Origin of the sequence: Microbacterium barkeri (genome assembly GCF_027921765.1) — a bacterium.
In the GTDB taxonomy this organism is placed as follows: Bacteria; Actinomycetota; Actinomycetes; order Actinomycetales; family Microbacteriaceae; genus Microbacterium; species Microbacterium barkeri.
Genome location: NZ_BSEJ01000004.1, coordinates 1 through 19,398, shown reverse-complemented (window position 1 = coordinate 19,398; position 19,398 = coordinate 1). Strand labels below are relative to the sequence as shown.

Genomic DNA, 19,398 nt, shown 5'->3' with positions numbered 1-19,398 from the left:
TCCGATCGAGGGGGATGGCGTGAAGGACAACGGGGCGGACCCGACCGTCTACGTGCGCGAGCGGAGCCGGGACGGGCGGAAGGACCTGCGCTACCCGGCCGCGCCCGAGCCGCTCGCGGTGCCCGTGTACGACAACCATTGCCACCTCGAGATCGAGGACGGCGACGAGCCGCTCTCGCTCGAGGAGCAGCTCGATCGGGCGAGCGCGGTCGGCATCGCCGGCGTCGTGCAGTCGTCGGGCGACATCGACTCTTCGCGGTGGGCCGTCGCCGCCGCCGAGCGGGATGCGCGCGTGCTCGCGGCCGTCGCCATCCACCCCAACGACGCGCCGACGTACGCCGAGCAGGGGCGCCTCGAGGAGGCGCTCGGAGTCATCGACGAGCTCGCGGGGCACCCGCGCGTGCGCGCCGTGGGCGAGACGGGGCTCGACTACTTCCGCACGGGCGAGGAGGGGCGACCGGCACAGCACGCCTCCTTCGAGGCGCACATCGACATCGCCAAGCGCCACGGCGTCGCACTGCAGATCCACGACCGCGACGCCCATCGCGACGTGCTCGACACGCTGCGGCGCGTCGGCGCCCCCGAGCGGACGGTCTTCCACTGCTTCTCGGGCGACGAGGACATGGCCCACGAGGCGGCCGACGCGGGCTACTGGGTGTCGTTCGCGGGGAACATCACGTTCAAGAACGCGCAGAACCTGCGCGACGCCCTGCGGGTGACGCCGCGCGACCGCATCCTCGTCGAGACGGATGCGCCGTTCCTCACTCCGACGCCGCACCGAGGGCGCCCGAACGCGCCGTACCTCGTGCCCGTCACGGTCCGCTTCATGGCCGCGGAGCTGGGTGCCGACGTCGACGAGCTCTCCGCCCAGCTGGCCGCGAACACGCGCGCCGTGTACGGGGAGTGGACATGACCGTGCGGCTCCTCGGGGCCGGCGACATCCGCGAGCTCGCCGCCGAGCTCGATGTCACGCCCACGAAGAAGCTCGGCCAGAACTTCGTCGTCGACGCCAACACCGTGCGGCGCATCGTGCACACCGCGCGCGTCGAGGCGGGGGAGCGGGTCGTCGAGATCGGCCCAGGGCTCGGCTCGCTGACCCTGGCCATCCTCGAGGCCGGCGCGACCGTGACCGCCGTCGAGATCGACCACCGGCTCGCCGAGCGGCTGCCGCGCACGGCGGCCGAGCGCGGCGTCCCGGACGGCGCGCTCACGGTGGTCGACGCCGATGCGCTGCGCGTCACCGAGCTGCCCGGCGATCCGACCATCCTCGTCGCGAACCTGCCCTACAACGTGTCGGTGCCGGTGCTGCTGCACTTCCTCGAGACGTTCGCCCGGCTCGACCGCGGTGTCGTCATGGTGCAGGCCGAGGTCGGCGAGCGCCTCGCGGCCGAGCCGGGGAGCAAGGTCTACGGGGCCCCGAGCGCGAAGGCCGCCTGGTACGGCGCGTGGCGGCTCGCCGGCAGCGTCTCCCGCCAGGTCTTCTGGCCGGTGCCGAACGTCGACAGCGTGCTCGTCGCGTTCCAGCGCGACGCCGCGGCGCGCGGCACGGAGGACGAGCGGCTGCGGACCTTCCGGATCGTCGATCTCGCGTTCCAGCAGCGACGCAAGATGCTGCGCCAGGCGCTCGCCGGCGAGCTCGGCGGCTCGGCGGGCGCGACCGAGGTGCTCGAGCGCGCGGGCGTCGCGCCGACCGCGCGCGGCGAGTCGCTGGACATCGACGACTTCCTGCGGATCGCACGCGCGCTCGCCGAGACGAGCGGCGCGGAGGCGACGGCGCCATGAGCCTCGCGTCGTCGGAGCCGCAGGTGCGCGTGCGCGCACCGGGCAAGATCAACGTCTTCCTCGAGGTCGGATGCCGGCAGAGCGACGGCTACCACCAGCTCGCGACCGCCTTCCAGGCCGTCTCGCTCTACGAGGATGTCGTCGCGACGCATGCCGACGGCTTCACGCTCGAGGTCGAGGGCACCGTCGACGTGTCGGGCGTGCCGGTCGACGACCGCAATCTCGCGCTCCGAGCGGCCCGCCTGCTGGCGGCGGAGACCGGGTACGGGGGCGGCGTCCACCTCGACGTGTTCAAGGAGGTCCCCGTCGCTGGCGGCATGGGCGGCGGCTCGGCGGATGCCGCCGCCGCGCTCGTGGCGTGCGACGCGCTCTGGGGCACGCGGGTCGGGCAGGCCGAGCTGCATCGCCTCGCAGCGCAGCTCGGCGCCGACGTGCCGTTCGCGCTCAAGGGCGGCACCGCGATCGGGACCGGTCGCGGCGATGAGCTGAGCCCGGCCCTCGCACGCGGCCGCTTCGACTGGGTGCTCGCCGTGAACGAGGAGGGCCTCTCGACGCCCGAGGTGTACGGGGCGCTCGACCGCCACCGCGAACGGCACCGGCTCGACATCGCCCCCACGCGCGTCGTGCCCGAGGTCGACGCCGGCGTGCTGCAGGCGCTGCGCGCGGGCGACGCGGCGATGCTCGCCGAGACGCTCCGCAACGACCTCCAGGTCGCCGCGCTCGGGCTGCGCCCCGATCTCGCCGAGACGCTCGAGCTCGGGGAGTCGTCGGGGGCGCTCGCGGGTCTCGTGTCGGGCTCAGGACCCACCGTCGCCTTCCTCGCGGCATCGCCCGAGGATGCCGCGGAGCTCCGCGACGTGCTGGACGCCGCCGGTCGGGATGTGCTCCTCGCGCACGGCCCCGTGCGCGGCGCGCGCGTCGTCGGCTGAGCGCACGTCGTCGCCTCCGGTAGCGTGGGCGGGATCGAGCAGTCCAGACAGTCTTAGAAGGGCATATGCGCTGATGCGGTTCCTCCTCATCGTCCCGCTGAACGGATACGGTGCGCCCTTGCTCGAATCGGGGTCGGCGTCGAGTGACGAGGCGTTCCTCGTTTCACGCTCGACCTCGAATCCCGAAGTGCTCGTGCAGAGGTGGGTCGACGCGCCGGCGCTTCCGGCGCGTCCGGAGGTCGCATTCGACATCGACAAGGCGGCACTCTGCGAAGTCGGCGGGCGGAGCTATCTCGCGCTGGAGGCAGTCGGATCCGTATCGGCCTTCGAGGACGACATCGTCGGTCTCGAGACCGCGCTCAGCGGACACGCCCGGCAGTATGTGGCGGATCATCTCGGCGTCGGACAGGAGCACGTGCCCTGGGTCGCGCGCTACGCCCTCGTACCGGAGGGCGGCAAAGAGCCCGTGCACTGGATGGCTGCGGAGAGCGAGTGCACCGACGTGACGCAGGCCGCCGGGGTCTCTTTCGGAGAGGTCGCCGTCGAGATGGGGTGGGGCAACGGAGTCATCCGTGGATGGGATCGGCTCTCCGAGCCCTCTCGTTACCACATCGTGCGGGGGATCATCGATGCGCAGCATATCTGGAACGACGCGGCCGCGATCATGACGAGGAATGACGCGGCCTTCCGAGCTGTGATCGGCGCGCAGGAGCGTCCTCGCCGGAAGGAGATCCGGCGGCTCGCGCGCGAGGCGGCGTCGATCGAGATCGACGCGAGCTCTCATCAGCTGCTTTTCGACGACCTCATACAGAACGTCCAGGGTGTCCGGCGCCAGAGCGCTGAGGTCCTTCTGCGGGCGTGGCGCTACGAGAGATTCGTCGGGCGCATGCTCGATCGGGTGCGCGACCTGGCGCAGCAGATCGCGAACCTCCAGACCCGTGCGGAGTCGAGATACCAAGGCGCCGTGCAGGCGACCCTCCTCGTCCTCGGATTCCTCGTGGTCGTCGACACGGCGCTCTCCTTCATCGGCACCGCCTTCTCCGGCGACGTGACCGGCGTACCCGGGGGAGAATCCGGCATCTTCGCTGCGCTGCGGGATTCGGATGCGGACGTGATGCTCGCGGGTGCGCTCCTAATCACCGCGCTCCTCGTGCTCCTCTTCGCGAGGCGACGATGAGCGCTCGGATCGCGGCTGCGGCCGCGGAGATCGCCCGCCTTCTCGAGCACGGCATGTCGAGCGATGCGCAGGATCGCATCGCTCGAGAACGAGGCCTCGTCGAGCAGCTCATGGCCGGACCAGGACGCGCGCCGATCTACGGATTCACGACGCTGCTGGGTCACCTGGATGACGTGGAGGCCGTGGCAGGAGCCCAGCGCGAGCTTCTCGCGGCGCACCTCGTGGGCCCACTCGAGCATTTCCCGCCGGAGTGGGGTGCGCTCCTGCTCGACGTCAAGCTCGCCCAGCTCGCACAAGGGTCCTCCGGCATCCATCCCGAGACGCACGCCCTCCTGGTCTCCGCCCGTGCCGACTTCGGAAGCGCTCGATTCCCTGCGTCGTGGACGGGGAACTGGACAGCCAGCTACAGCTCGGGCGACGTCGTGCCGGGGGCATGGTTCGTGCACGTCCTGGAGCAGGCCGGCCTGCTGCACATCCACAGGGCCGGCGATCTCATCTCGATCATCAACGGCCACTTCGTCTCGACGAGCGCCGGTCTCGCGGTCGCCGCGCAGCTCTCGGGAATTGTCGACGAGCTGCTCGATCTCGTATGCCGAGCCGTCCCGAAGTCGCCGGATCGCGGCGTGCAGCTTCCGGTGACCCTGCGGGACCTGCAACCGATCCGGCTTCAGGCCGAGAATGTGGTGTTCGCCCTCGTCGACACTCTGCGGAGTCGTCTCGAGCATCCGAGCGGCAATCCGCTGTTCATTCCGCACGGCACCGGAGTGCGGGCGGTCAGCCAGTCGTCGTTCCTGGACTTCCGACTCACCGGTGCGCTCGGGCAGGCGGTGCAGCTGTGCGCGCAGATCGCCGCGTACGCCAAGGCCGCGGTCGTGTATGCGACGGACTCCGACGAGCGCGGCGCGAGCGCGCGTGTGCAGCCCGCCAAGATCGCCGAGGCCCTCATCCGTCAGCTCTCGCTTCTCGCCGTTCCGCAGGACTTCGCCTTCGCCGAATCTCATGGCGTCGAGGATGTCGGGGATCTCAGCCTCGAATCGGCGGGCATCCTCGCCCGCGGCGTGCAGATCCTCGACAGCCTGGCAGACCTTGTCGCGGACGCCGTGCACTGCGTGCGTGCTCCGAGCGCCGACGCCCTGCGTCTTCGGGTGCCGTCGGCCGGGATCGCCGCTTCCCTGGTGTCCTGAGCGCCGCCGCGGCGCCCTCGCGCCACGCCCCGTCGTGGCCGGGATGGCCCCGTGCGCGTCCGTGCGCCATACTGTGGGAGGCGATGTGACCGTGCGCATCGTGGAATCAGGTGAGGACGAGACGGCTGTGGCCCACGCAACGGAGCGACCGCGGATGCCGAGCATCCGCGATGTGGCGCGCCTCGCCGGCGTGTCCCATCAGACGGTCTCGCGCGTGCTCAACGAGCATCCGTCGATCCGCGAGGAGACGAAGCAGCGCGTCCTCGATGCGATCCGCCAGCTCGACTACCGGCCGAACCAGGCTGCGCGCGCGCTCGTCACGAGCAAGCTGAATCTCATCGGCATCCTGTCGGCCACGGTCGGCGAGTTCGGCCCGACCGCCTCGATCGCGGCGATCGAGGAGGCCGCGCGCGAGGAGGGCTACTCGGTCACCACGCTCAACCTCCCCGACACGTCGCCGGAGGCGATCGGCGGCGCCGTGCGGCAGCTGCTGCGCGAGCAGGTCGACGGCATCGTCGTGCTCGCCCCCCAGGTGCGCGTGTTCCATGTCCTTCGCGGCATGGCGATCGGCGTGCCGTTCGTGAGCCTCCAGACGGCATCCGGCGCGCTCGAGGAGAGCGTCGCACCCGACCAGCTCGAGGGGGCGCGGATGGCGACGCGGCACCTCATCGAGCTGGGGCACGTCGACATCCTCCATCTGTCCGGCCCGCAGGACTGGATCGAGGCGGACTCGCGGATGCGCGGGTACCTGCAGGCTCTGCGCGATGCGGATCTGCCCACGATCCCGCCGATCCGCGGCGACTGGACGGCAGACTTCGGCCACTACGCGGGGCTCGAGCTCGCGCGGCGGCAGGACTTCTCCGCCGTCTTCGCGGCCAACGACCTCATGGCGATCGGGCTCATGCACGGCTTCCGCGATGCGGGTCTCGATGTGCCGCGCGATGTGAGCATCGTGGGCTTCGATGACATTCCCGTCGCGGCACATGTCTGGCCGCCCCTCACCACGGTCCACATCGACTTCGCGGATCTCGGCCGTCGTGCGATCGCGCGACTCCTCGCATCCCTCCGCGGCGAGGCCCCTTCGGCGGAGGAGCCGCCGGCTCCCGCCCTCGTCGTGCGCGACTCGGCCGCACCGCGTCGTTAGCGAGATGTGACACGGCGTCGGCTTGACAGCCCGGCGCGGCGGGTGCACGATAAGACGCGATGTGAACGGTCACACGGAGACGTGCGACCCCGACGAGGATGTCCCGCGACTCCTCGACGGCGCATCCCCCCGCTGTGACGCGGAGGCACACGTCCTGGATTCAGAGGAGAACACCCGTGAAGAAGCACCTTCTGCTCGTCGGCATCGTGGCCGTCGGCGGACTGGCCCTCGCCGGCTGCAGCGGCGACCGCACCGGAGGCGGAGCCGCTGAGGAGGGCGGCGAGGTCGACACGAGCTCGCTGACCATCGGCGTCGCGATGCCGACCCAGCAGTCCGAGCGATGGATCGCGGACGGCGACAACGTCAAGGCGACCCTGGAGGAGATGGGCTACCAGGTCGACCTCCAGTTCGCGAACGACGACATCCCCACCCAGGTGTCGCAGATCGAGAACATGATCTCGAGCGGCGCCGACGCCCTCATCGTCGCGTCGATCGACGGCACGACCCTCACCGACGTCCTGCAGACGGCCGCCGATCAGGACATCCCCGTGATCGCATACGACCGCCTCATCAACGGCACGGAGAACGTCGACTACTACACGACGTTCGACAACTACCAGGTCGGCGTGCAGCAGGCGACGAGCCTGCTCACGGGCCTCGGCGTGCTCGACGAGAACGGCGAGGAGACCGGCGAGAAGGGCCCGTTCAACATCGAGCTCTTCGCGGGCAGCCCCGACGACAACAACGCGACGTTCTTCTGGAACGGCGCGATGGACACCCTCCAGCCCTACCTCGACTCGGGCGTTCTCGCGGTTCCGTCCGGCCAGACCGACTTCGACCAGGCTGCGATCCTGCGCTGGCTGCCGGAGACGGCCCAGGAGCGCATGGAGAACATCCTCACGATCATCGGCGACACCAAGCTCGACGGCGTGCTCTCGCCGTACGACGGCCTCTCGATCGGCATCATCTCGGCGCTCACGAGCGGCGGCTACTCGGCCGACGCGCTGCCCGTCATCACCGGCCAGGACGCCGAGGTCGGCAGCGTGAAGTCGATCCTCGCGGGCGAGCAGTACTCGACGATCTTCAAGGACACGCGCCTGCTCGGCGAGACCGCGGCCGACATGGTCGACGCGCTCATGCACGGCGAGGAGCCCGAGGTCAACGACACCGAGACGTACGACAACGGCGTCAAGGTCGTGCCCTCGTACCTCCACGAGTCGGTCATCGTCACGGCCGACAACTACGAGGAGGTCCTCATCGACAGCGGCTACTACGAGGCCGGCGAGCTCGAGTAGCACGGAGCGCGGGTCCGCCTCGACGGCGGGGCGGACCCGCGCGCCCGTCACCCCTCATCCTCACGGCGAGAAAGCGAACCTGTGAACACCATCCTCGAGATGCGCGGCATCACCAAGGAGTTCCCGGGCGTCAAGGCACTGCAGAACGTGACGCTCGAGGTCGAGCGCGGCACCGTCCACGCCATCTGCGGCGAGAACGGCGCCGGCAAGTCGACCCTCATGAAGGTGCTGTCGGGCGTCTACCCGCACGGCACCTACGACGGCGAGATCGTCCTGGAGAACGAGACCGCCCAGTTCCGCGACATCCGCGACTCCGAGCGCGCAGGCGTCGTCATCATCCACCAGGAGCTCGCGCTCAGCCCGCACCTGTCGATCGCCGAGAACATCTTCCTCGGCAACGAGCGCCAGAAGAACGGCTTCATCGACTGGCACGACACGAATGTCGAGGCGCAGAAGCTCCTCGCACGCGTCGGGCTCGGCGACAACCCCGCGACCCCGGTCAAGGAGATCGGCGTCGGCAAGCAGCAGCTCGTCGAGATCGCGAAGGCCCTGTCGAAGAGCGTGAAGCTGCTCATCCTCGACGAGCCCACCGCGGCCCTCAACGACGAGGACTCCGCTCACCTGCTCGACCTGATCCGCCACCTCAAGGGGCAGGGGATCACGTCGATCATCATCAGCCACAAGCTCAACGAGATCAAGGCGATCGCCGACCGGGTGACGATCATCCGCGACGGCCGCACGATCGAGACGCTCGAGCTCAAGACCGACGACGTCTCCGAGAACCGCATCATCAAGGGGATGGTCGGACGCGACCTCGAGCACCGGTACCCCGACCGCACGGTCGATGTCGGCGAAGAGGTCTTCCGCGTCGAGGACTGGTGGGTCGACCACCCCACCGAGTCCGGGCGCACGATCATCCACGGCGCGAACCTCTCGGTCCGCGCGGGAGAGGTCGTCGGCATCGCGGGCCTCATGGGCGCGGGGCGCACGGAGCTCGGCATGAGCATCTTCGGCCGCTCCTACGGATCGAACATCCGCGGCCGCGTGTACGTGCGCGGCAAGGAGGTCAACACGAAGACCGTCGCCGACGCGATCGACGCGGGGATCGCGTATGCGACCGAGGACCGCAAGGTCTTCGGGCTCAACCTCATCGACGACATCAAGCGGAACATCTCCCTCGCGTCGCTCGGCAAGCTCGCCCGACGCGGGTGGGTCGACGCGCACGAGGAGTTCGCCGTCGCCGAGCGGTACCGCAAGAGCATGAACATCAAGGCGCCGTCGGTCGCCTCGGTGGTCGGCAAGCTCTCGGGAGGCAACCAGCAGAAGGTCGTGCTCTCGAAGTGGCTGTTCTCCGACCCCGAGGTGCTCATCCTCGACGAGCCCACGCGCGGCATCGACGTCGGCGCGAAGTACGAGATCTACACCCTCATCAACGAGCTGGCGGCGCAGGGCAAGGCCATCATCGTCATCTCGTCCGAGCTGCCCGAGCTGCTCGGCATCAGCGATCGCGTCTACGCGATCTCGGAGGGGCACATCACCGGCGAGCTGCCGATCGAGCAGGCGACGCCCGAGTCGCTCATGCAGCTCATGACCAAGGAGAAGGAAGCCGACCATGTCCTCAGCTAGCGCCACCGAATCGCCCGTGCGCGGTGCGATCGCGTTCCTGACCTCACGGCTCCGGCAGATCGGCATCTTCATCGCGCTGATCGCGATCGTGCTGTTCTTCCAGATCGTCACGAGCGGTCGCCTCCTGACGGCCGGCAACGTCTCGAACATCGTCGTCCAGAACAGCTACATCCTCATCCTCGCGATCGGCATGGTGATGATCATCATCGCCGGCCACATCGACCTGTCGGTCGGATCGGTCGCGGCCTTCGTCGGCGCCGTCTCGGGTGTGCTCATCGTGCACTGGGGATGGCCGTGGTGGGCGGGCATCCTCGTCTCGCTCCTCATCGGAGCGCTCGTGGGAGCCTGGCAGGGCTTCTGGGTCGCGTACGTGGGGATCCCGGCGTTCATCGTGACGCTCGCTGGCATGCTGCTCTTCCGCGGTCTCACCCAGATCGTGCTCGGCAACACGCAGATCACCCCGTTCCCGACGGAGTACCGCCAGCTGGGCGGCGGCTACCTCTTCCCCGAGCTCTTCCCTGCGTCGAGCTCGCCCGCCGAGTGGATCACGGTGGGCCTGGGCATCCTCGCCCTCGTGCTCTACATCGGCAACTCGCTGCGCGAGCGCGGCAAGCGCGTGAAGCTCGGCCTCGAGAGCGAGCCCGCGTCGTGGTTCTACACGAAGCTCGTCTTCATCTCGGCGCTCATCGCCTACATGACGTACCTGCTCGGCGTGGCCCCCGGATCGCGCGGCACCCCGATCGTCCTGATCGTGCTCGCGGTGCTCATCCTCGCGTACTCGCTCGTGATGAACCGGTCGGTCTTCGGCCGCCACATCTACGCGATCGGCGGCAACCGCCACGCGGCCGACCTGTCGGGCATCAAGTCGAAGAAGGTGGACTTCTACCTCTTCGTCAACATGGGCGTGCTCGCCGCGCTCGCCGGCCTCGTCTTCACGGGCCGCCTCAACTCGGCGGGCCCCGGCGCGGGCAACCTGTTCGAGCTCGACGCGATCGCGGCGGCGTTCATCGGCGGTGCGGCCGTCCAGGGCGGCGTCGGCACCGTGATCGGCGCGATCACGGGCGGTCTCATCATGGGTGTCCTGAACAACGGCATGTCGCTGCTCGGCATCGGCACCGACTACCAGCAGTTCATCAAGGGCCTCGTGCTCCTGCTGGCCGTCGCGTTCGACGTCTGGAACAAGCGCCGCACGCGCGCGAGCTGACCGGCCATCCGACCGCGAAGGGCCGGGGCGTCTTCGGACGCTCCGGCCCTTCGGCGTCCGTCAGACCGGAAGGCCGAGGGGGAGCACGTGCGGCGCGCCGCCGTCGGGATCCGCGACGAGCGCGGAGCGGATGCCGAACACGCGCTGCAGGGTCTCGGGCGTCGCGATCTCCGAGGGCTCGCCCGCGGCGACGACGGCGCCGTCGCGCATGGCGATGAGCCAGTCCGCGTAGCGGGCGGCGAGCGACAGGTCGTGGAGCACCATGACGATCGTGCGCCCCGACGTGCGGTTGAGCGACCTCACGAGCTCGAGCACCTCGAGCTGGTGCGCGACGTCGAGGTAGGTCGTGGGCTCGTCGAGCAGGATGGTCTCGGTCTGCTGCGCGAGCGTGAGCGAGATCCACGCGCGCTGACGCTGCCCGCCCGACAGCTCGTCGAGCGGAGCGTCCGCGAGGTCGTCGAGCCGGGTCGCGGCGAGGGCCTCGCGCACGATGCGCTCGTCCTCCCGAGAGAACCGGTCGTACCAGCGCTGATGGGGCGTCCGTCCGCGCGCGACGAGCTCGAGCACGGTCAGCCCCGATGGCGCGGACGGCGCCTGCGGGAGGAGCGCGATGCGACGCGCGATCTCGCGGTGTCCGAGCCGTGCGAGCGGGACGCCGTCGAGCAGCACCTCGCCCGCGGCTGGCGGCAGCAGCCGCCCGAACCCGCGCAGGAGCGTGGACTTGCCGCATCCGTTGGGCCCGATGATCGCCGTGACGCGACCGGCGGGGATGGCCAGCGACAGGTCGCCGACGATGACGCGGCCGTCGTAGGCGAGCGAGAGCGCCGAGGCCTCGAGGCGAGCGGACGTCATGCGATCCTCCTCCGGTTCAGGACGATGAGCCACAGCAGGTACGGGACGCCGACGAGCGCCGTGCCGATGCCCGCGGGAAGCGGGATGGGGAAGAGATGAGCGGTCACGACGTCGGCTGCGAGGAGCAGGACCGCGCCTACGAGCGCGCTCGCCCAGAGGGGAGGCGTGGGCGTGTGCGTCGCGAGGCGCGCGATCTGCGGCGCCGCGAGCGCGACGAACGAGATCGGGCCCGCGACGAGGGCCGCGAACGAGGCGAGCAGCACGGCCGTCGCGAGCACGGCGAGACGCACGGGGCCCAGGCGCACGCCGATGCCGGCTGCCGTCTGGTCGTCGAATGCGGTGAGCGCGAGCTGGTGCGCGAGCGCCGATCCGATGACGAGCAGGACGGCGATCGCTGCGACGCTCGGCGCGATCGCGCTCCACTCGCGCCCGTTGAGGGAGCCGCTCATCCAGGTCACGGCGATCGCGGCGTTCGTGACGTCGCCGAGCGTGAGCAGCCAGGTCGTGAGGCTCGTGGCGAGCCACGACACCCCGATGCCCGCGAGCACCGTGCGGTGCAGGTCGATTCCGCCGCGCCATCCGAGCACGGCGGTCGCGATTCCCGCGAGGATGCCGCCGCCGAGGGCGGCGGCGGGCATGAGCACGGACGCCGCGATGCCGCTCGCGCCCGCGCTCGCGCCGCCCGCGAGCACGAGGACGGCGACCGCGCCGAGCGCGGCGGCGGAGGTCACGCCGAGGATGTCGGGGCTCGCGAGTGGGTTCCGGGCGATGGTCTGCGTGAGGGCGCCCGACATGCCGAGCGCGAGGCCCGCGGTGAGCGCGGCCGTCGCGCGCGGGAGCCGGAAGCCGTGGACGACGAGGGCCGTCGCATCGTCGGGCGGATTCCCGAGCAGTGTCGCGATGAGCTCGGAAGGCGGGATCACCGTCGTGCCGATCGAGAGATGCAGCGCGAACGCGGCGCCCGCGAGCAGCGCGAGGGCGACCGTCGCGACCACGGCCCGCATCCGCACGAGCGCCGAGAGGCGCCCGATCCTGACCGGCGCGGGCACGGCCATCCGCGCGCTCACAGCGCGATCTTCCTGCGCGAGCGGGCGATCGCGACGAACAGCGGCGCGCCCACGACCGCGAGGACGACGGTGACCGAGATCTCGCCCGGCCGTGCGACGACGCGGCCGACCGTATCGGCGATGAGGACGATCGCGGGCCCGAGCAGCGCCGACACCGTCAGCTGCCATCGGTAGTCGGGCCCCACGAGCGAGCGCGCGAGATGCGGGACGATGAGGCCCGCGAATGCGATCGGCCCGGCGAGGGTCACGGCGGATGCTCCGAGCAGGGCGATCGCGGCGATGCCGACGGCGCGGGCGCGCCAGGGCGCCTGGCCGAGAGCGGATGCGGCGTCGTCGCCCAGCGCGAGCACGTTGAGGGCGCGCGTGTTGGCGATGGCGAGCACGAGGCCGATGACGATGAGCGGCCAGACGGCGCCGATCGCGCCGCTGCGCGAGGCGAGGGAGCCGACCTGCCAGAACCGGAGCTGGTCGAGCGCCTGCAGATCGAGCAGCGAGATCGCCGTCACGAGCGACGACGCCAGCGCGGAGATCGCGACGCCCGCGAGCACGAACGACAGAGTGCCCTCGCGCCCGGGGGCGACGCGCGCGATCGCGAAGACGAGCACGGCCACCGTGAGGGCGCCCGCGAAGGCGCAGAGAGCGAGGGCGAGGGCCGGCGGGTTCGCTCCGGACGCCGTGACGACGACGATCGCGAGCGCCGCCCCCTGGTAGATGCCGAGGAGCCCCGGGTCGGCGACCGGATTCCTCGTGTGCCCCTGCGTCAGCGTGCCGGCGATGCCGAGGCACGCACCCACGACGAGCCCGAGCACGGTGCGGGGGAGGCGCAGGCCGAGGATCGTCACGTCGGCGTCCGTTCCGGTCGGCGCGAACAGGGCGCCGAGGAGCTCGCCGACGGACGTCACCCGGCCGCCGACGGCGAGACTCAGGACGACCGCGACGAGGAGGAGCAGTGCGCACAGGAGCGCGGCCGCCGGTCGGGAGCGGGGTCGGGCACGGCGCTCGCTCGGGCGCGCGATCGCGGAGACGGATGTCAGGGGAGCCTCCGGCGGTCGGGACATCGGGAGTTCTTAGGTTAGTCTACCCTTCGCGCTGACCCCATCCGCGCGCCGTCCCCGCGACGGCCTCCTGACACCCGATAGAGGAAGACCGCATGAACACCCTGCGCACCTCGGCGTCCGCCCTCGGCATCGCCGGCCTCGCGCTCGGCCTTCTCGCCTGCGCCCCCGCGACCGCCGAGAGCGGATCCGCCCCCGAGGAGACCCCGGCGGCCAGCGCCGAGGCGTCCGAGTTCCCGATCACGATCGAGCACGCCATGGGCGAGACGACCATCCCCGAGGAGCCCCTCCGGATCGTCGCGCTCGACCCGAGCTACGTCGACGCGACCCTGCTGCTCGGCTCGCACCTCGTCGGCTACGCCCAGTACCGCCAGGACCCGGACGACCCGTTCGCCCCCTACCTCGGCGACGTCAGCGAGTTCGCGGGCGACGCCGTGAGCGTCGGCACGATGGCCGAGCCCGACCTGGAGGCGATCCTCGCGCTCGAGCCCGACCTCATCATCTCCGCGAAGGTGCGCCAGGAGGCGCTCTACCCGCAGCTGTCGCAGATCGCGCCGACCGTGTTCTCGGAGAGCACGGGCCCGACCTGGCGCGAGAACGTCGTGCTCCTCGGCGAGGCGCTCGGCAAGAAGGACGAGGCCGAGGCCGCCGTCGCCGCCTACGAGGAGCGCGCCGCAGCGGTCGGCGCCGAGATCCTCGAGGCGCAGCCCGACCTCACGGTCGACCTGGTCCGCTTCGCCGGCGAGGACACCGCGCGGCTCTACTCGAGCAACTCCTTCATCGGCGAGATCCTCACCGACATGGGCCTCCCGCGCCCCGAGACGGCGCCCGACACGACGGAGGAGATCTTCGTCCCCATCTCGCAGGAGCAGATCCTCGACGTCGACGCCGGGCTCATCCTCGTGAGCTCGTGGGAGCCCGAGGGAGCAGAGGGTGACGCGTCGCGCGCGCAGCGCGAGCAGTTCGAGTCGAACCCCCTGTGGGACCGCCTCGAGGGCGAGAAGCTCTACGTCGACGACGCGGTCTTCCTCGCGTCGGTGTCGATCCAGGGCGCGCACGAGGTCATCACCACGCTCGCCGAGCACTTCGGGGTCGACCCGCAGCTCAAGGACTGACGCGGGATCCCGGCACCATCGTCAGCATCTCGGACGGTGCCGTGAAGGTGATCGGACACGTGAACCGCTGATGCGCGAGGGGATGGTCGGCCCCGGCCATCCCCTCCGCCCAGGCCGGTCGCCTACCCTGGTAGGGACATGGCGCATCTTCTCGGGGCCGAGGCCCTGCATCTCGAGTTCCCCACCCGCATCGTCTTCGACTCCGTCACGCTCGGCGTGAACGAGGGCGACCGCATCGGCATCGTCGGCCGCAACGGCGACGGAAAGTCGAGTCTGCTCGCGATGCTCGCGGGTCGTCTCGAACCCGACAGCGGCCGCGTGACGGTGCGCGGGGGCGTGCGGATCGGCGTGCTCGACCAGGCGGACACGCTCGACGACGACGACACGATCGGGAGCGCCGTCGTCGGCGACACCCCGGAGCACGAGTGGGCGGGCGACGCCCGCGTGCGCGATGTCATCGCGGGTCTGCTGCGCGACCTTCCGTGGGATGCCCGGCTCGCCGAGCTCTCGGGCGGTCAGCGCCGCCGGGTGGCGCTCGCGCGGCTCCTCGCCGGCGACTGGGACGTCATCGCGCTCGACGAGCCCACGAACCACCTCGACGTCGAGGCGATCGCGTGGCTCGCCGCGCACCTCAAGCGCCGGTGGTCCGCGAACGCGGGCGGGCTGCTCGTCGTGACGCACGACCGGTGGTTCCTCGACGAGGTGTGCACCACGACCTGGGAGGTCCACGACCGGATCGTCGAGCCCTTCGAGGGCGGCTATGCGGCGTACATCCTGCAGCGCGTCGAGCGCGACCGGCAGGCCGCGGCGATCGAGCAGCGGCGCCAGAACCTGGCCCGCAAGGAGCTCGCGTGGCTGCGCCGGGGAGCGCCCGCGCGCACGTCGAAGCCGAAGTTCCGCATCGACGCGGCCAACGAGCTCATCGCCGACGTCCCCGACGTGCGCGACAAGGTCGCGCTCCAGTCGCTCGCCGTCTCGCGCCTCGGCAAGGACGTCGTCGACCTGCTCGACGCCTCGGTCTCCTACGGCGACCGCGAGGTGCTCCGGCGGATCGAGTGGCGCATCGCACCGGGCGAGCGCACCGGCATCCTGGGCGTGAACGGCGCCGGGAAGTCGACGCTGCTCGGTCTGATCGCGGGCACCGTCGAGCCGACGGCAGGCCGGGTCAAGCGCGGGAAGACCGTGAAGGTCGCGACCCTGACGCAGCGGATGGACGAGCTCGAGCCGCACATGCAGGACCCGGTGCGAGTGGTCATCTCGAACCTGCGCACGAGCTACACGATCGGGTCGGGCTCGAAGGCGCAGGAGCTCACTCCGGGCCAGCTGCTCGAGCGCATGGGCTTCTCGTCGGTGCAGCTGTCGACCCCCGTCAAGGACCTCTCGGGCGGGCAGAAGCGGCGCCTGCAGCTCCTGCTCATCCTCCTCGATCAGCCCAATGTGCTCATCCTCGACGAGCCCACCAACGACCTCGACACCGACATGCTCGCGGCGATGGAGGATCTCCTCGACTCCTGGGCGGGCACGCTCCTCGTCGTCTCGCACGACCGGTACTTCCTCGAGCGCGTCACCGACCAGCAGTACGCGGTTCTCGACGGGCGGCTGCGGCATCTTCCCGGCGGCGTCGACGAGTACCTCCGACTGCGTGATGCGCAGGAGGCCGCGCGCGACCGTGCCCCGGCTGCCGCGGCGGGGGCCGCCGCGGCGACGCCTGGCTCCGGGCTGTCAGGCGCCGAGCTGCGGGCCGCGCAGAAGGAGCTCGCCGCCGCGGAGCGCAAGCTCGAGAAGCTCCAGGCCGATATCGCGAAGGTGCACGACCGGATGGCCGCGCACGACCAGAGCGACTACGAGGGCCTGGGCGCGCTGTCGGCCGAGATCCGGGCGCTCGAAGAGCAGACGGCGCAGATCGAGGAGCGCTGGCTCGAGCTCAGCGAGCTCGTCGAGTAGCGCGCCCGCGGTCAGCGCCGGTCGGAGGCGATCCGCGACCAGATCCCGAGGTCGACGCGGCCGCCATCCGTGAACCCCGCATTGCGCGCCGTGCCCTCGTAGACGAACCCGGCGCGCTCGGCGACGCGCGTGGACGCCGCGTTGCCGGTCGCGATGCGGAGCTCGACGCGCTCGAACGCGTGCGCGTCGATCAGCCAGGAGGCGAGGGCATCGACGGCGCCTGCGGCGAGCCCGCGGCCCCGGTGCGCAGGTGAGAGCCAGTAGCCGAGCTCGGCGGTGCGCGCCCGCCAGTCGACGCGCTTGACGTCGATGCAGCCGGCCATCCGCTCGCCTGCCCTGATGCAGCGGACGAGCCCGGATCCCGACGTGCGGATGGTCTCGGCGACGCGGGTGCTCCAGTCGGCTGCGAGCTCGAGCGGGTACGGACGGGGGAGCGGGAGCCAGCGGCGGATCTCGACGTCGTCCACCGCGGCGTGGATGACGGCCGCGTCGTCGGGCGCGAAGGCCGTCAGGGCGACCCCTTCCCGCACGGGGATCACCTCATCGGGCAGCGCGTTCATGCCTGGTCCGGCATGAGCGCGCCGATCGCCGTCTCCGCGCCGCTCACGCGGAGGTCCCAGTCGGGGCGCGCGAACTCCGCGGCCGAGACGCGCAGGCGCACGAGATCGTCGACCTGGTCGGGACGCGCCCGGACGCGCTCGATGCCGTTCTCGCGGTAGCCCAGTGCGCGCGAGACCCCGAGCGACGCCGCGTTCCAGCTGGCGGCTCCGGACTCCGCCCACTCTGCGCCGAGCACGTCGAAGGCGAAGAGGAGGACCGCGGCCCGCATCTCGCGCCCGAGCCCGCGCCCCTGCGCGGAGCGGGTCAGCCACGAGCCGGTGTGCACCGTGCGCAGGGCGGGGAAGTCGCGTCCGTCGAGATCCTGGATCCCGATGGGCCTGCCGTCCTCGAGGACGGCGAAGCTGATGCCCCATGCCTCCGGCCGGAGCTGCGCGCGCCGGCTCCAGTGGAACCGCGCGAACTCGCGTCGCAGGATCTCGGGCTCGGCGTCGGTCCATGGCGCGCTGAACGGCATGCGGTCCGGATCGTGGATCCCCTCGATCGCCGCATCCGTGAGCGGTGCGAGATCCTCGTCGCGCAGCGGCCTCAGGGTGAGGCGCGGCGTGGCGAGCTCGAGCGCGAACAGCGGCCAGACGGTCTCGATCCCCATCCGGTCAGGCTATGCGACGCGCGGGCGTGCGTGCGATCAGGACGCGCGGCGCGCTCACCCCGACGGCTTCATGTCGTAGGTCACCCAGGGCGTCGCGACAGCATGGGCGTCGTACACGGACCGGGCGACCTCGTTGTCCGCCGTCGTGATCCAGCGGACGACGCTCGCCCCTCCCGCAGCGGCGAGCTGGGCAGCGTGCTTCAGCAGCATGCCTGCCGCGCCGGCTCCGCGGGCATCCGGAGAGGTGAAGAGATCGTCGAGGTAGAGGCCCGTCGTCGCGGTGGATGGCCGAGCGAACCATCGCAGGTTCGCGAGCGCGACGGGGCGATCGCGCTCGTCCACGGCGACGAGCCCGACGAGGCCATGCGCTCCTTCGCGGACCCAGGTCCACGTCGTGGCGACGGCAGCGGGATCATCGGGGAGCCGGTAGAAGGCGCGATATCCGCGGTAGAGGGCGGCCCACTCGTCGGAGTCACGCGCATCGACAGGGCGAACGCTCAGTGTCATCCTCAGATCGTCCCCTCCACGGGAGGCTGACCCCGACGGCGGTGCCCTCGCCGCACGATCCGTTGCCGATTCGTGATCGATCCTCACGGAGCCCGCGTCGTCAGAATCTGCGAACGTCGGTGGTCCTTGTGATGATGGATGTATGGAGATCAGTTCGAGTGCGCGGGTGTCGACGGGGTGGCTGCCGACGCCGGATGAGCGCGCTCGGCTGGGGGCGCTCGCGGATGCACTGGAGGTGAACGGGCGGTCCCTGGCGTCGCTCGAGGCGATGCAGGCGCTCCTGATCGCGCACATGGTGGAGGTCGCGCAGGAGCAGTACGCGCGGGAGGCGCGAGCGCTGGCCGACGGCGAGGAGGGCCGAGGGTGGTCCTTCCGGGCGCTGGCAGAGGAGATCGCGGGCGTGCTGGGATGCGCGCGGGCGACGGCCGAGGCGTGGATGGCCGACGCGGTCGCGCTGGTGAATCGGTATCCGCGGGTCCTCGCGTCGATGCAGGCGGGGCGCATCTCGGCAGGGCAGGCGCGCGTGATCGTGGAGCTCGGGGATGAGCTGGAGTCCGCGACGGCGCGGGCGCGGTTCGAGGAGCTGGTGCTGGGCGTGCTGGCCGAGCACGCGCTGACACCCGGCCGGCTGCGTCCCGTGGCGGAGGCCGTGGCGGAGCGGCTGCAGCCGCGGTCGCTGCGGGAGCGGCACGAGGAGGCTCGGCGGCGTCGAGTGGTGTTCCAGCGGGGCCGGCACGGGATGGGCTGGGTGCGGATGTACGTGTCCGCGCTGGTCGGCGAGGGGATCGTGGATCGTTCCCGGCAGCTGGCTGAGGAGCTCGCGGCGGCGGATGTCGACGGCTCTGACGAGCGCACCGCCGAGCAGCGGCAGGTGGATGTGCTGTGCGATCTCGCTCTCGCGGGGGCGCCCACAGCCGGCCCGCAGGGAGTGCCGACGGGACTCGCGGGAATCCGCGCGAGCGTGCAGATCACGATCCCCGCCCGCGCGTTCATCGCCGCTGCCGAGCACCGCGCCGCCGGCGCCGCGGAGATCGGCGGAGGGGGCGACGACGAGCTCGCCGACCCGTGTCCCGACGATGACACCGCGGACGCGACCGCTCAGGGGTCTGGGCGTGACGCGTTCGGACGCCCGACGGAGCGCCTCGTGGGCGGGGCAGCCGTGCTGTGCGGGCACGGGGTGATCCCCGTCGTGCAGGCGGTTGAGCTCGCTGAGCTTGTCAAGTTGTGTGTGTAAGGAGTTGGGTCCTCGGGGTCAGAGGTAGGGCTCGATGCGCTCGGGGTAGACGAGGGCGAGTTGTTCGAGGGCC

At 71.1% G+C, this 19,398-nt stretch carries 18 protein-coding genes; 12 read left to right on the top strand and 6 right to left on the bottom strand.

Annotated features, from left to right (window positions below):
• Positions 1–19 precede the first annotated feature (19 nt).
• The 9 genes from PKE79_RS05660 to mmsB all read left to right on the top strand — a co-directional run bounded on the left by PKE79_RS05660 (position 20) and on the right by mmsB (position 10,341).
• Positions 20–913, top strand: a complete 894-nt coding sequence (locus PKE79_RS05660) for a TatD family hydrolase (RefSeq protein ID WP_271172699.1) — start codon at positions 20–22, stop codon at positions 911–913.
• Positions 910–1,782: a 16S rRNA (adenine(1518)-N(6)/adenine(1519)-N(6))-dimethyltransferase RsmA gene (gene rsmA, locus PKE79_RS05655; RefSeq protein ID WP_271172698.1), complete on the top strand. Its 873-nt coding sequence runs from the start codon at positions 910–912 to the stop codon at positions 1,780–1,782. Before PKE79_RS05660 ends, rsmA begins: the two co-directional genes overlap by 4 nt.
• Positions 1,779–2,711, top strand: coding sequence for a 4-(cytidine 5'-diphospho)-2-C-methyl-D-erythritol kinase (locus tag PKE79_RS05650; protein WP_271172697.1), 933 nt, complete (start codon positions 1,779–1,781; stop codon positions 2,709–2,711). Before rsmA ends, PKE79_RS05650 begins: the two co-directional genes overlap by 4 nt.
• A gap of 187 nt (positions 2,712–2,898) precedes the next feature.
• On the top strand, positions 2,899–3,888 hold the full coding sequence (locus PKE79_RS05645; protein WP_271172696.1) for a hypothetical protein: 990 nt from the start codon (positions 2,899–2,901) through the stop codon (positions 3,886–3,888).
• Positions 3,885–5,072 (top strand): aromatic amino acid lyase, encoded by a 1,188-nt coding sequence (locus tag PKE79_RS05640; RefSeq protein WP_271172695.1) that lies wholly within the window; start codon positions 3,885–3,887, stop codon positions 5,070–5,072. The genes PKE79_RS05645 and PKE79_RS05640 overlap by 4 nt, the downstream gene beginning before the upstream one ends.
• 154 nt (positions 5,073–5,226) lie before the next feature.
• Positions 5,227–6,216 carry a LacI family DNA-binding transcriptional regulator gene (locus tag PKE79_RS05635; RefSeq protein ID WP_271172859.1) on the top strand — a complete coding sequence of 330 codons (990 nt, stop codon included), beginning with the start codon at positions 5,227–5,229 and terminating at the stop codon, positions 6,214–6,216.
• Positions 6,217–6,392: 176 nt separating this feature from the next.
• A complete protein-coding gene (chvE, locus tag PKE79_RS05630) occupies positions 6,393–7,511 on the top strand; it encodes a multiple monosaccharide ABC transporter substrate-binding protein (protein ID WP_271172694.1) in 1,119 nt (372 codons plus the stop codon).
• Between the two features lie 99 nt (positions 7,512–7,610).
• Positions 7,611–9,137, top strand: coding sequence for a multiple monosaccharide ABC transporter ATP-binding protein (gene mmsA, locus PKE79_RS05625; RefSeq protein WP_271172858.1), 1,527 nt, complete (start codon positions 7,611–7,613; stop codon positions 9,135–9,137).
• Positions 9,124–10,341: a multiple monosaccharide ABC transporter permease gene (gene mmsB, locus PKE79_RS05620; protein WP_271172693.1), complete on the top strand. Its 1,218-nt coding sequence runs from the start codon at positions 9,124–9,126 to the stop codon at positions 10,339–10,341. Before mmsA ends, mmsB begins: the two co-directional genes overlap by 14 nt.
• A gap of 60 nt (positions 10,342–10,401) precedes the next feature.
• On the opposite strand, the gene PKE79_RS05615 is transcribed toward mmsB, so the two are convergent.
• From PKE79_RS05615 to PKE79_RS05605, 3 genes are read right to left on the bottom strand one after another with little or no spacing between them, the layout of a single operon-like run.
• Positions 10,402–11,193: an ABC transporter ATP-binding protein gene (locus PKE79_RS05615; protein WP_271172692.1), complete on the bottom strand. Its 792-nt coding sequence runs from the start codon at positions 11,191–11,193 to the stop codon at positions 10,402–10,404.
• The gene (locus tag PKE79_RS05610; RefSeq protein WP_271172691.1) at positions 11,190–12,260 is read right to left on the bottom strand and encodes a FecCD family ABC transporter permease; all 1,071 of its coding nucleotides are present in this window, start codon (positions 12,258–12,260) and stop codon (positions 11,190–11,192) included. The genes PKE79_RS05615 and PKE79_RS05610 overlap by 4 nt, the downstream gene beginning before the upstream one ends.
• Positions 12,257–13,318, bottom strand: coding sequence for a FecCD family ABC transporter permease (locus tag PKE79_RS05605; RefSeq protein WP_271172690.1), 1,062 nt, complete (start codon positions 13,316–13,318; stop codon positions 12,257–12,259). Before PKE79_RS05605 ends, PKE79_RS05610 begins: the two co-directional genes overlap by 4 nt.
• Positions 13,319–13,410: 92 nt before the next feature.
• Between PKE79_RS05605 and PKE79_RS05600 the strand changes: the two genes are divergently transcribed.
• Both PKE79_RS05600 and PKE79_RS05595 read left to right on the top strand, forming a co-directional pair.
• A complete protein-coding gene (locus PKE79_RS05600) occupies positions 13,411–14,430 on the top strand; it encodes an ABC transporter substrate-binding protein (RefSeq protein WP_271172689.1) in 1,020 nt (339 codons plus the stop codon).
• Positions 14,431–14,568: 138 nt separating this feature from the next.
• Positions 14,569–16,374, top strand: a complete 1,806-nt coding sequence (locus PKE79_RS05595) for an ABC-F family ATP-binding cassette domain-containing protein (protein ID WP_271172688.1) — start codon at positions 14,569–14,571, stop codon at positions 16,372–16,374.
• A gap of 11 nt (positions 16,375–16,385) precedes the next feature.
• Here PKE79_RS05595 and PKE79_RS05590 read toward each other — a convergent pair whose 3' ends face one another.
• The 3 genes from PKE79_RS05590 to PKE79_RS05580 are packed head-to-tail and all read right to left on the bottom strand — an operon-like array spanning position 16,386 to position 18,091.
• Positions 16,386–16,934, bottom strand: coding sequence for a GNAT family N-acetyltransferase (locus PKE79_RS05590; RefSeq protein WP_271172687.1), 549 nt, complete (start codon positions 16,932–16,934; stop codon positions 16,386–16,388).
• Complete coding sequence (locus PKE79_RS05585) at positions 16,931–17,584, bottom strand: GNAT family N-acetyltransferase (RefSeq protein ID WP_271172686.1); 654 nt, start codon at positions 17,582–17,584, stop codon at positions 16,931–16,933. Before PKE79_RS05585 ends, PKE79_RS05590 begins: the two co-directional genes overlap by 4 nt.
• Before the next feature lie 54 nt (positions 17,585–17,638).
• The gene (locus PKE79_RS05580; RefSeq protein ID WP_271172685.1) at positions 17,639–18,091 is read right to left on the bottom strand and encodes a GNAT family N-acetyltransferase; all 453 of its coding nucleotides are present in this window, start codon (positions 18,089–18,091) and stop codon (positions 17,639–17,641) included.
• 142 nt (positions 18,092–18,233) lie between these two features.
• Between PKE79_RS05580 and PKE79_RS05575 the strand changes: the two genes are divergently transcribed.
• Complete coding sequence (locus PKE79_RS05575) at positions 18,234–19,325, top strand: DUF222 domain-containing protein (RefSeq protein ID WP_271172684.1); 1,092 nt, start codon at positions 18,234–18,236, stop codon at positions 19,323–19,325.
• Positions 19,326–19,398 lie beyond the last annotated feature (73 nt).

Coding starts and splice junctions, on each gene's coding strand:
- PKE79_RS05575 (WP_271172684.1), top strand. CDS start 18,234: ATGGAGATCAGTTCGAGTGCGCGGGTGTCGACGGGGTGGCTGCCGACG.
- rsmA (WP_271172698.1), top strand. CDS start 910: ATGACCGTGCGGCTCCTCGGGGCCGGCGACATCCGCGAGCTCGCCGCC.
- PKE79_RS05615 (WP_271172692.1), bottom strand. CDS start 11,193: ATGACGTCCGCTCGCCTCGAGGCCTCGGCGCTCTCGCTCGCCTACGAC.
- mmsB (WP_271172693.1), top strand. CDS start 9,124: ATGTCCTCAGCTAGCGCCACCGAATCGCCCGTGCGCGGTGCGATCGCG.
- PKE79_RS05640 (WP_271172695.1), top strand. CDS start 3,885: ATGAGCGCTCGGATCGCGGCTGCGGCCGCGGAGATCGCCCGCCTTCTC.
- PKE79_RS05600 (WP_271172689.1), top strand. CDS start 13,411: ATGAACACCCTGCGCACCTCGGCGTCCGCCCTCGGCATCGCCGGCCTC.
- PKE79_RS05585 (WP_271172686.1), bottom strand. CDS start 17,584: ATGGGGATCGAGACCGTCTGGCCGCTGTTCGCGCTCGAGCTCGCCACG.
- PKE79_RS05595 (WP_271172688.1), top strand. CDS start 14,569: ATGGCGCATCTTCTCGGGGCCGAGGCCCTGCATCTCGAGTTCCCCACC.
- PKE79_RS05590 (WP_271172687.1), bottom strand. CDS start 16,934: ATGAACGCGCTGCCCGATGAGGTGATCCCCGTGCGGGAAGGGGTCGCC.
- mmsA (WP_271172858.1), top strand. CDS start 7,611: ATGCGCGGCATCACCAAGGAGTTCCCGGGCGTCAAGGCACTGCAGAAC.
- PKE79_RS05605 (WP_271172690.1), bottom strand. CDS start 13,318: ATGTCCCGACCGCCGGAGGCTCCCCTGACATCCGTCTCCGCGATCGCG.
- PKE79_RS05580 (WP_271172685.1), bottom strand. CDS start 18,091: ATGACACTGAGCGTTCGCCCTGTCGATGCGCGTGACTCCGACGAGTGG.
- PKE79_RS05635 (WP_271172859.1), top strand. CDS start 5,227: ATGCCGAGCATCCGCGATGTGGCGCGCCTCGCCGGCGTGTCCCATCAG.
- PKE79_RS05650 (WP_271172697.1), top strand. CDS start 1,779: ATGAGCCTCGCGTCGTCGGAGCCGCAGGTGCGCGTGCGCGCACCGGGC.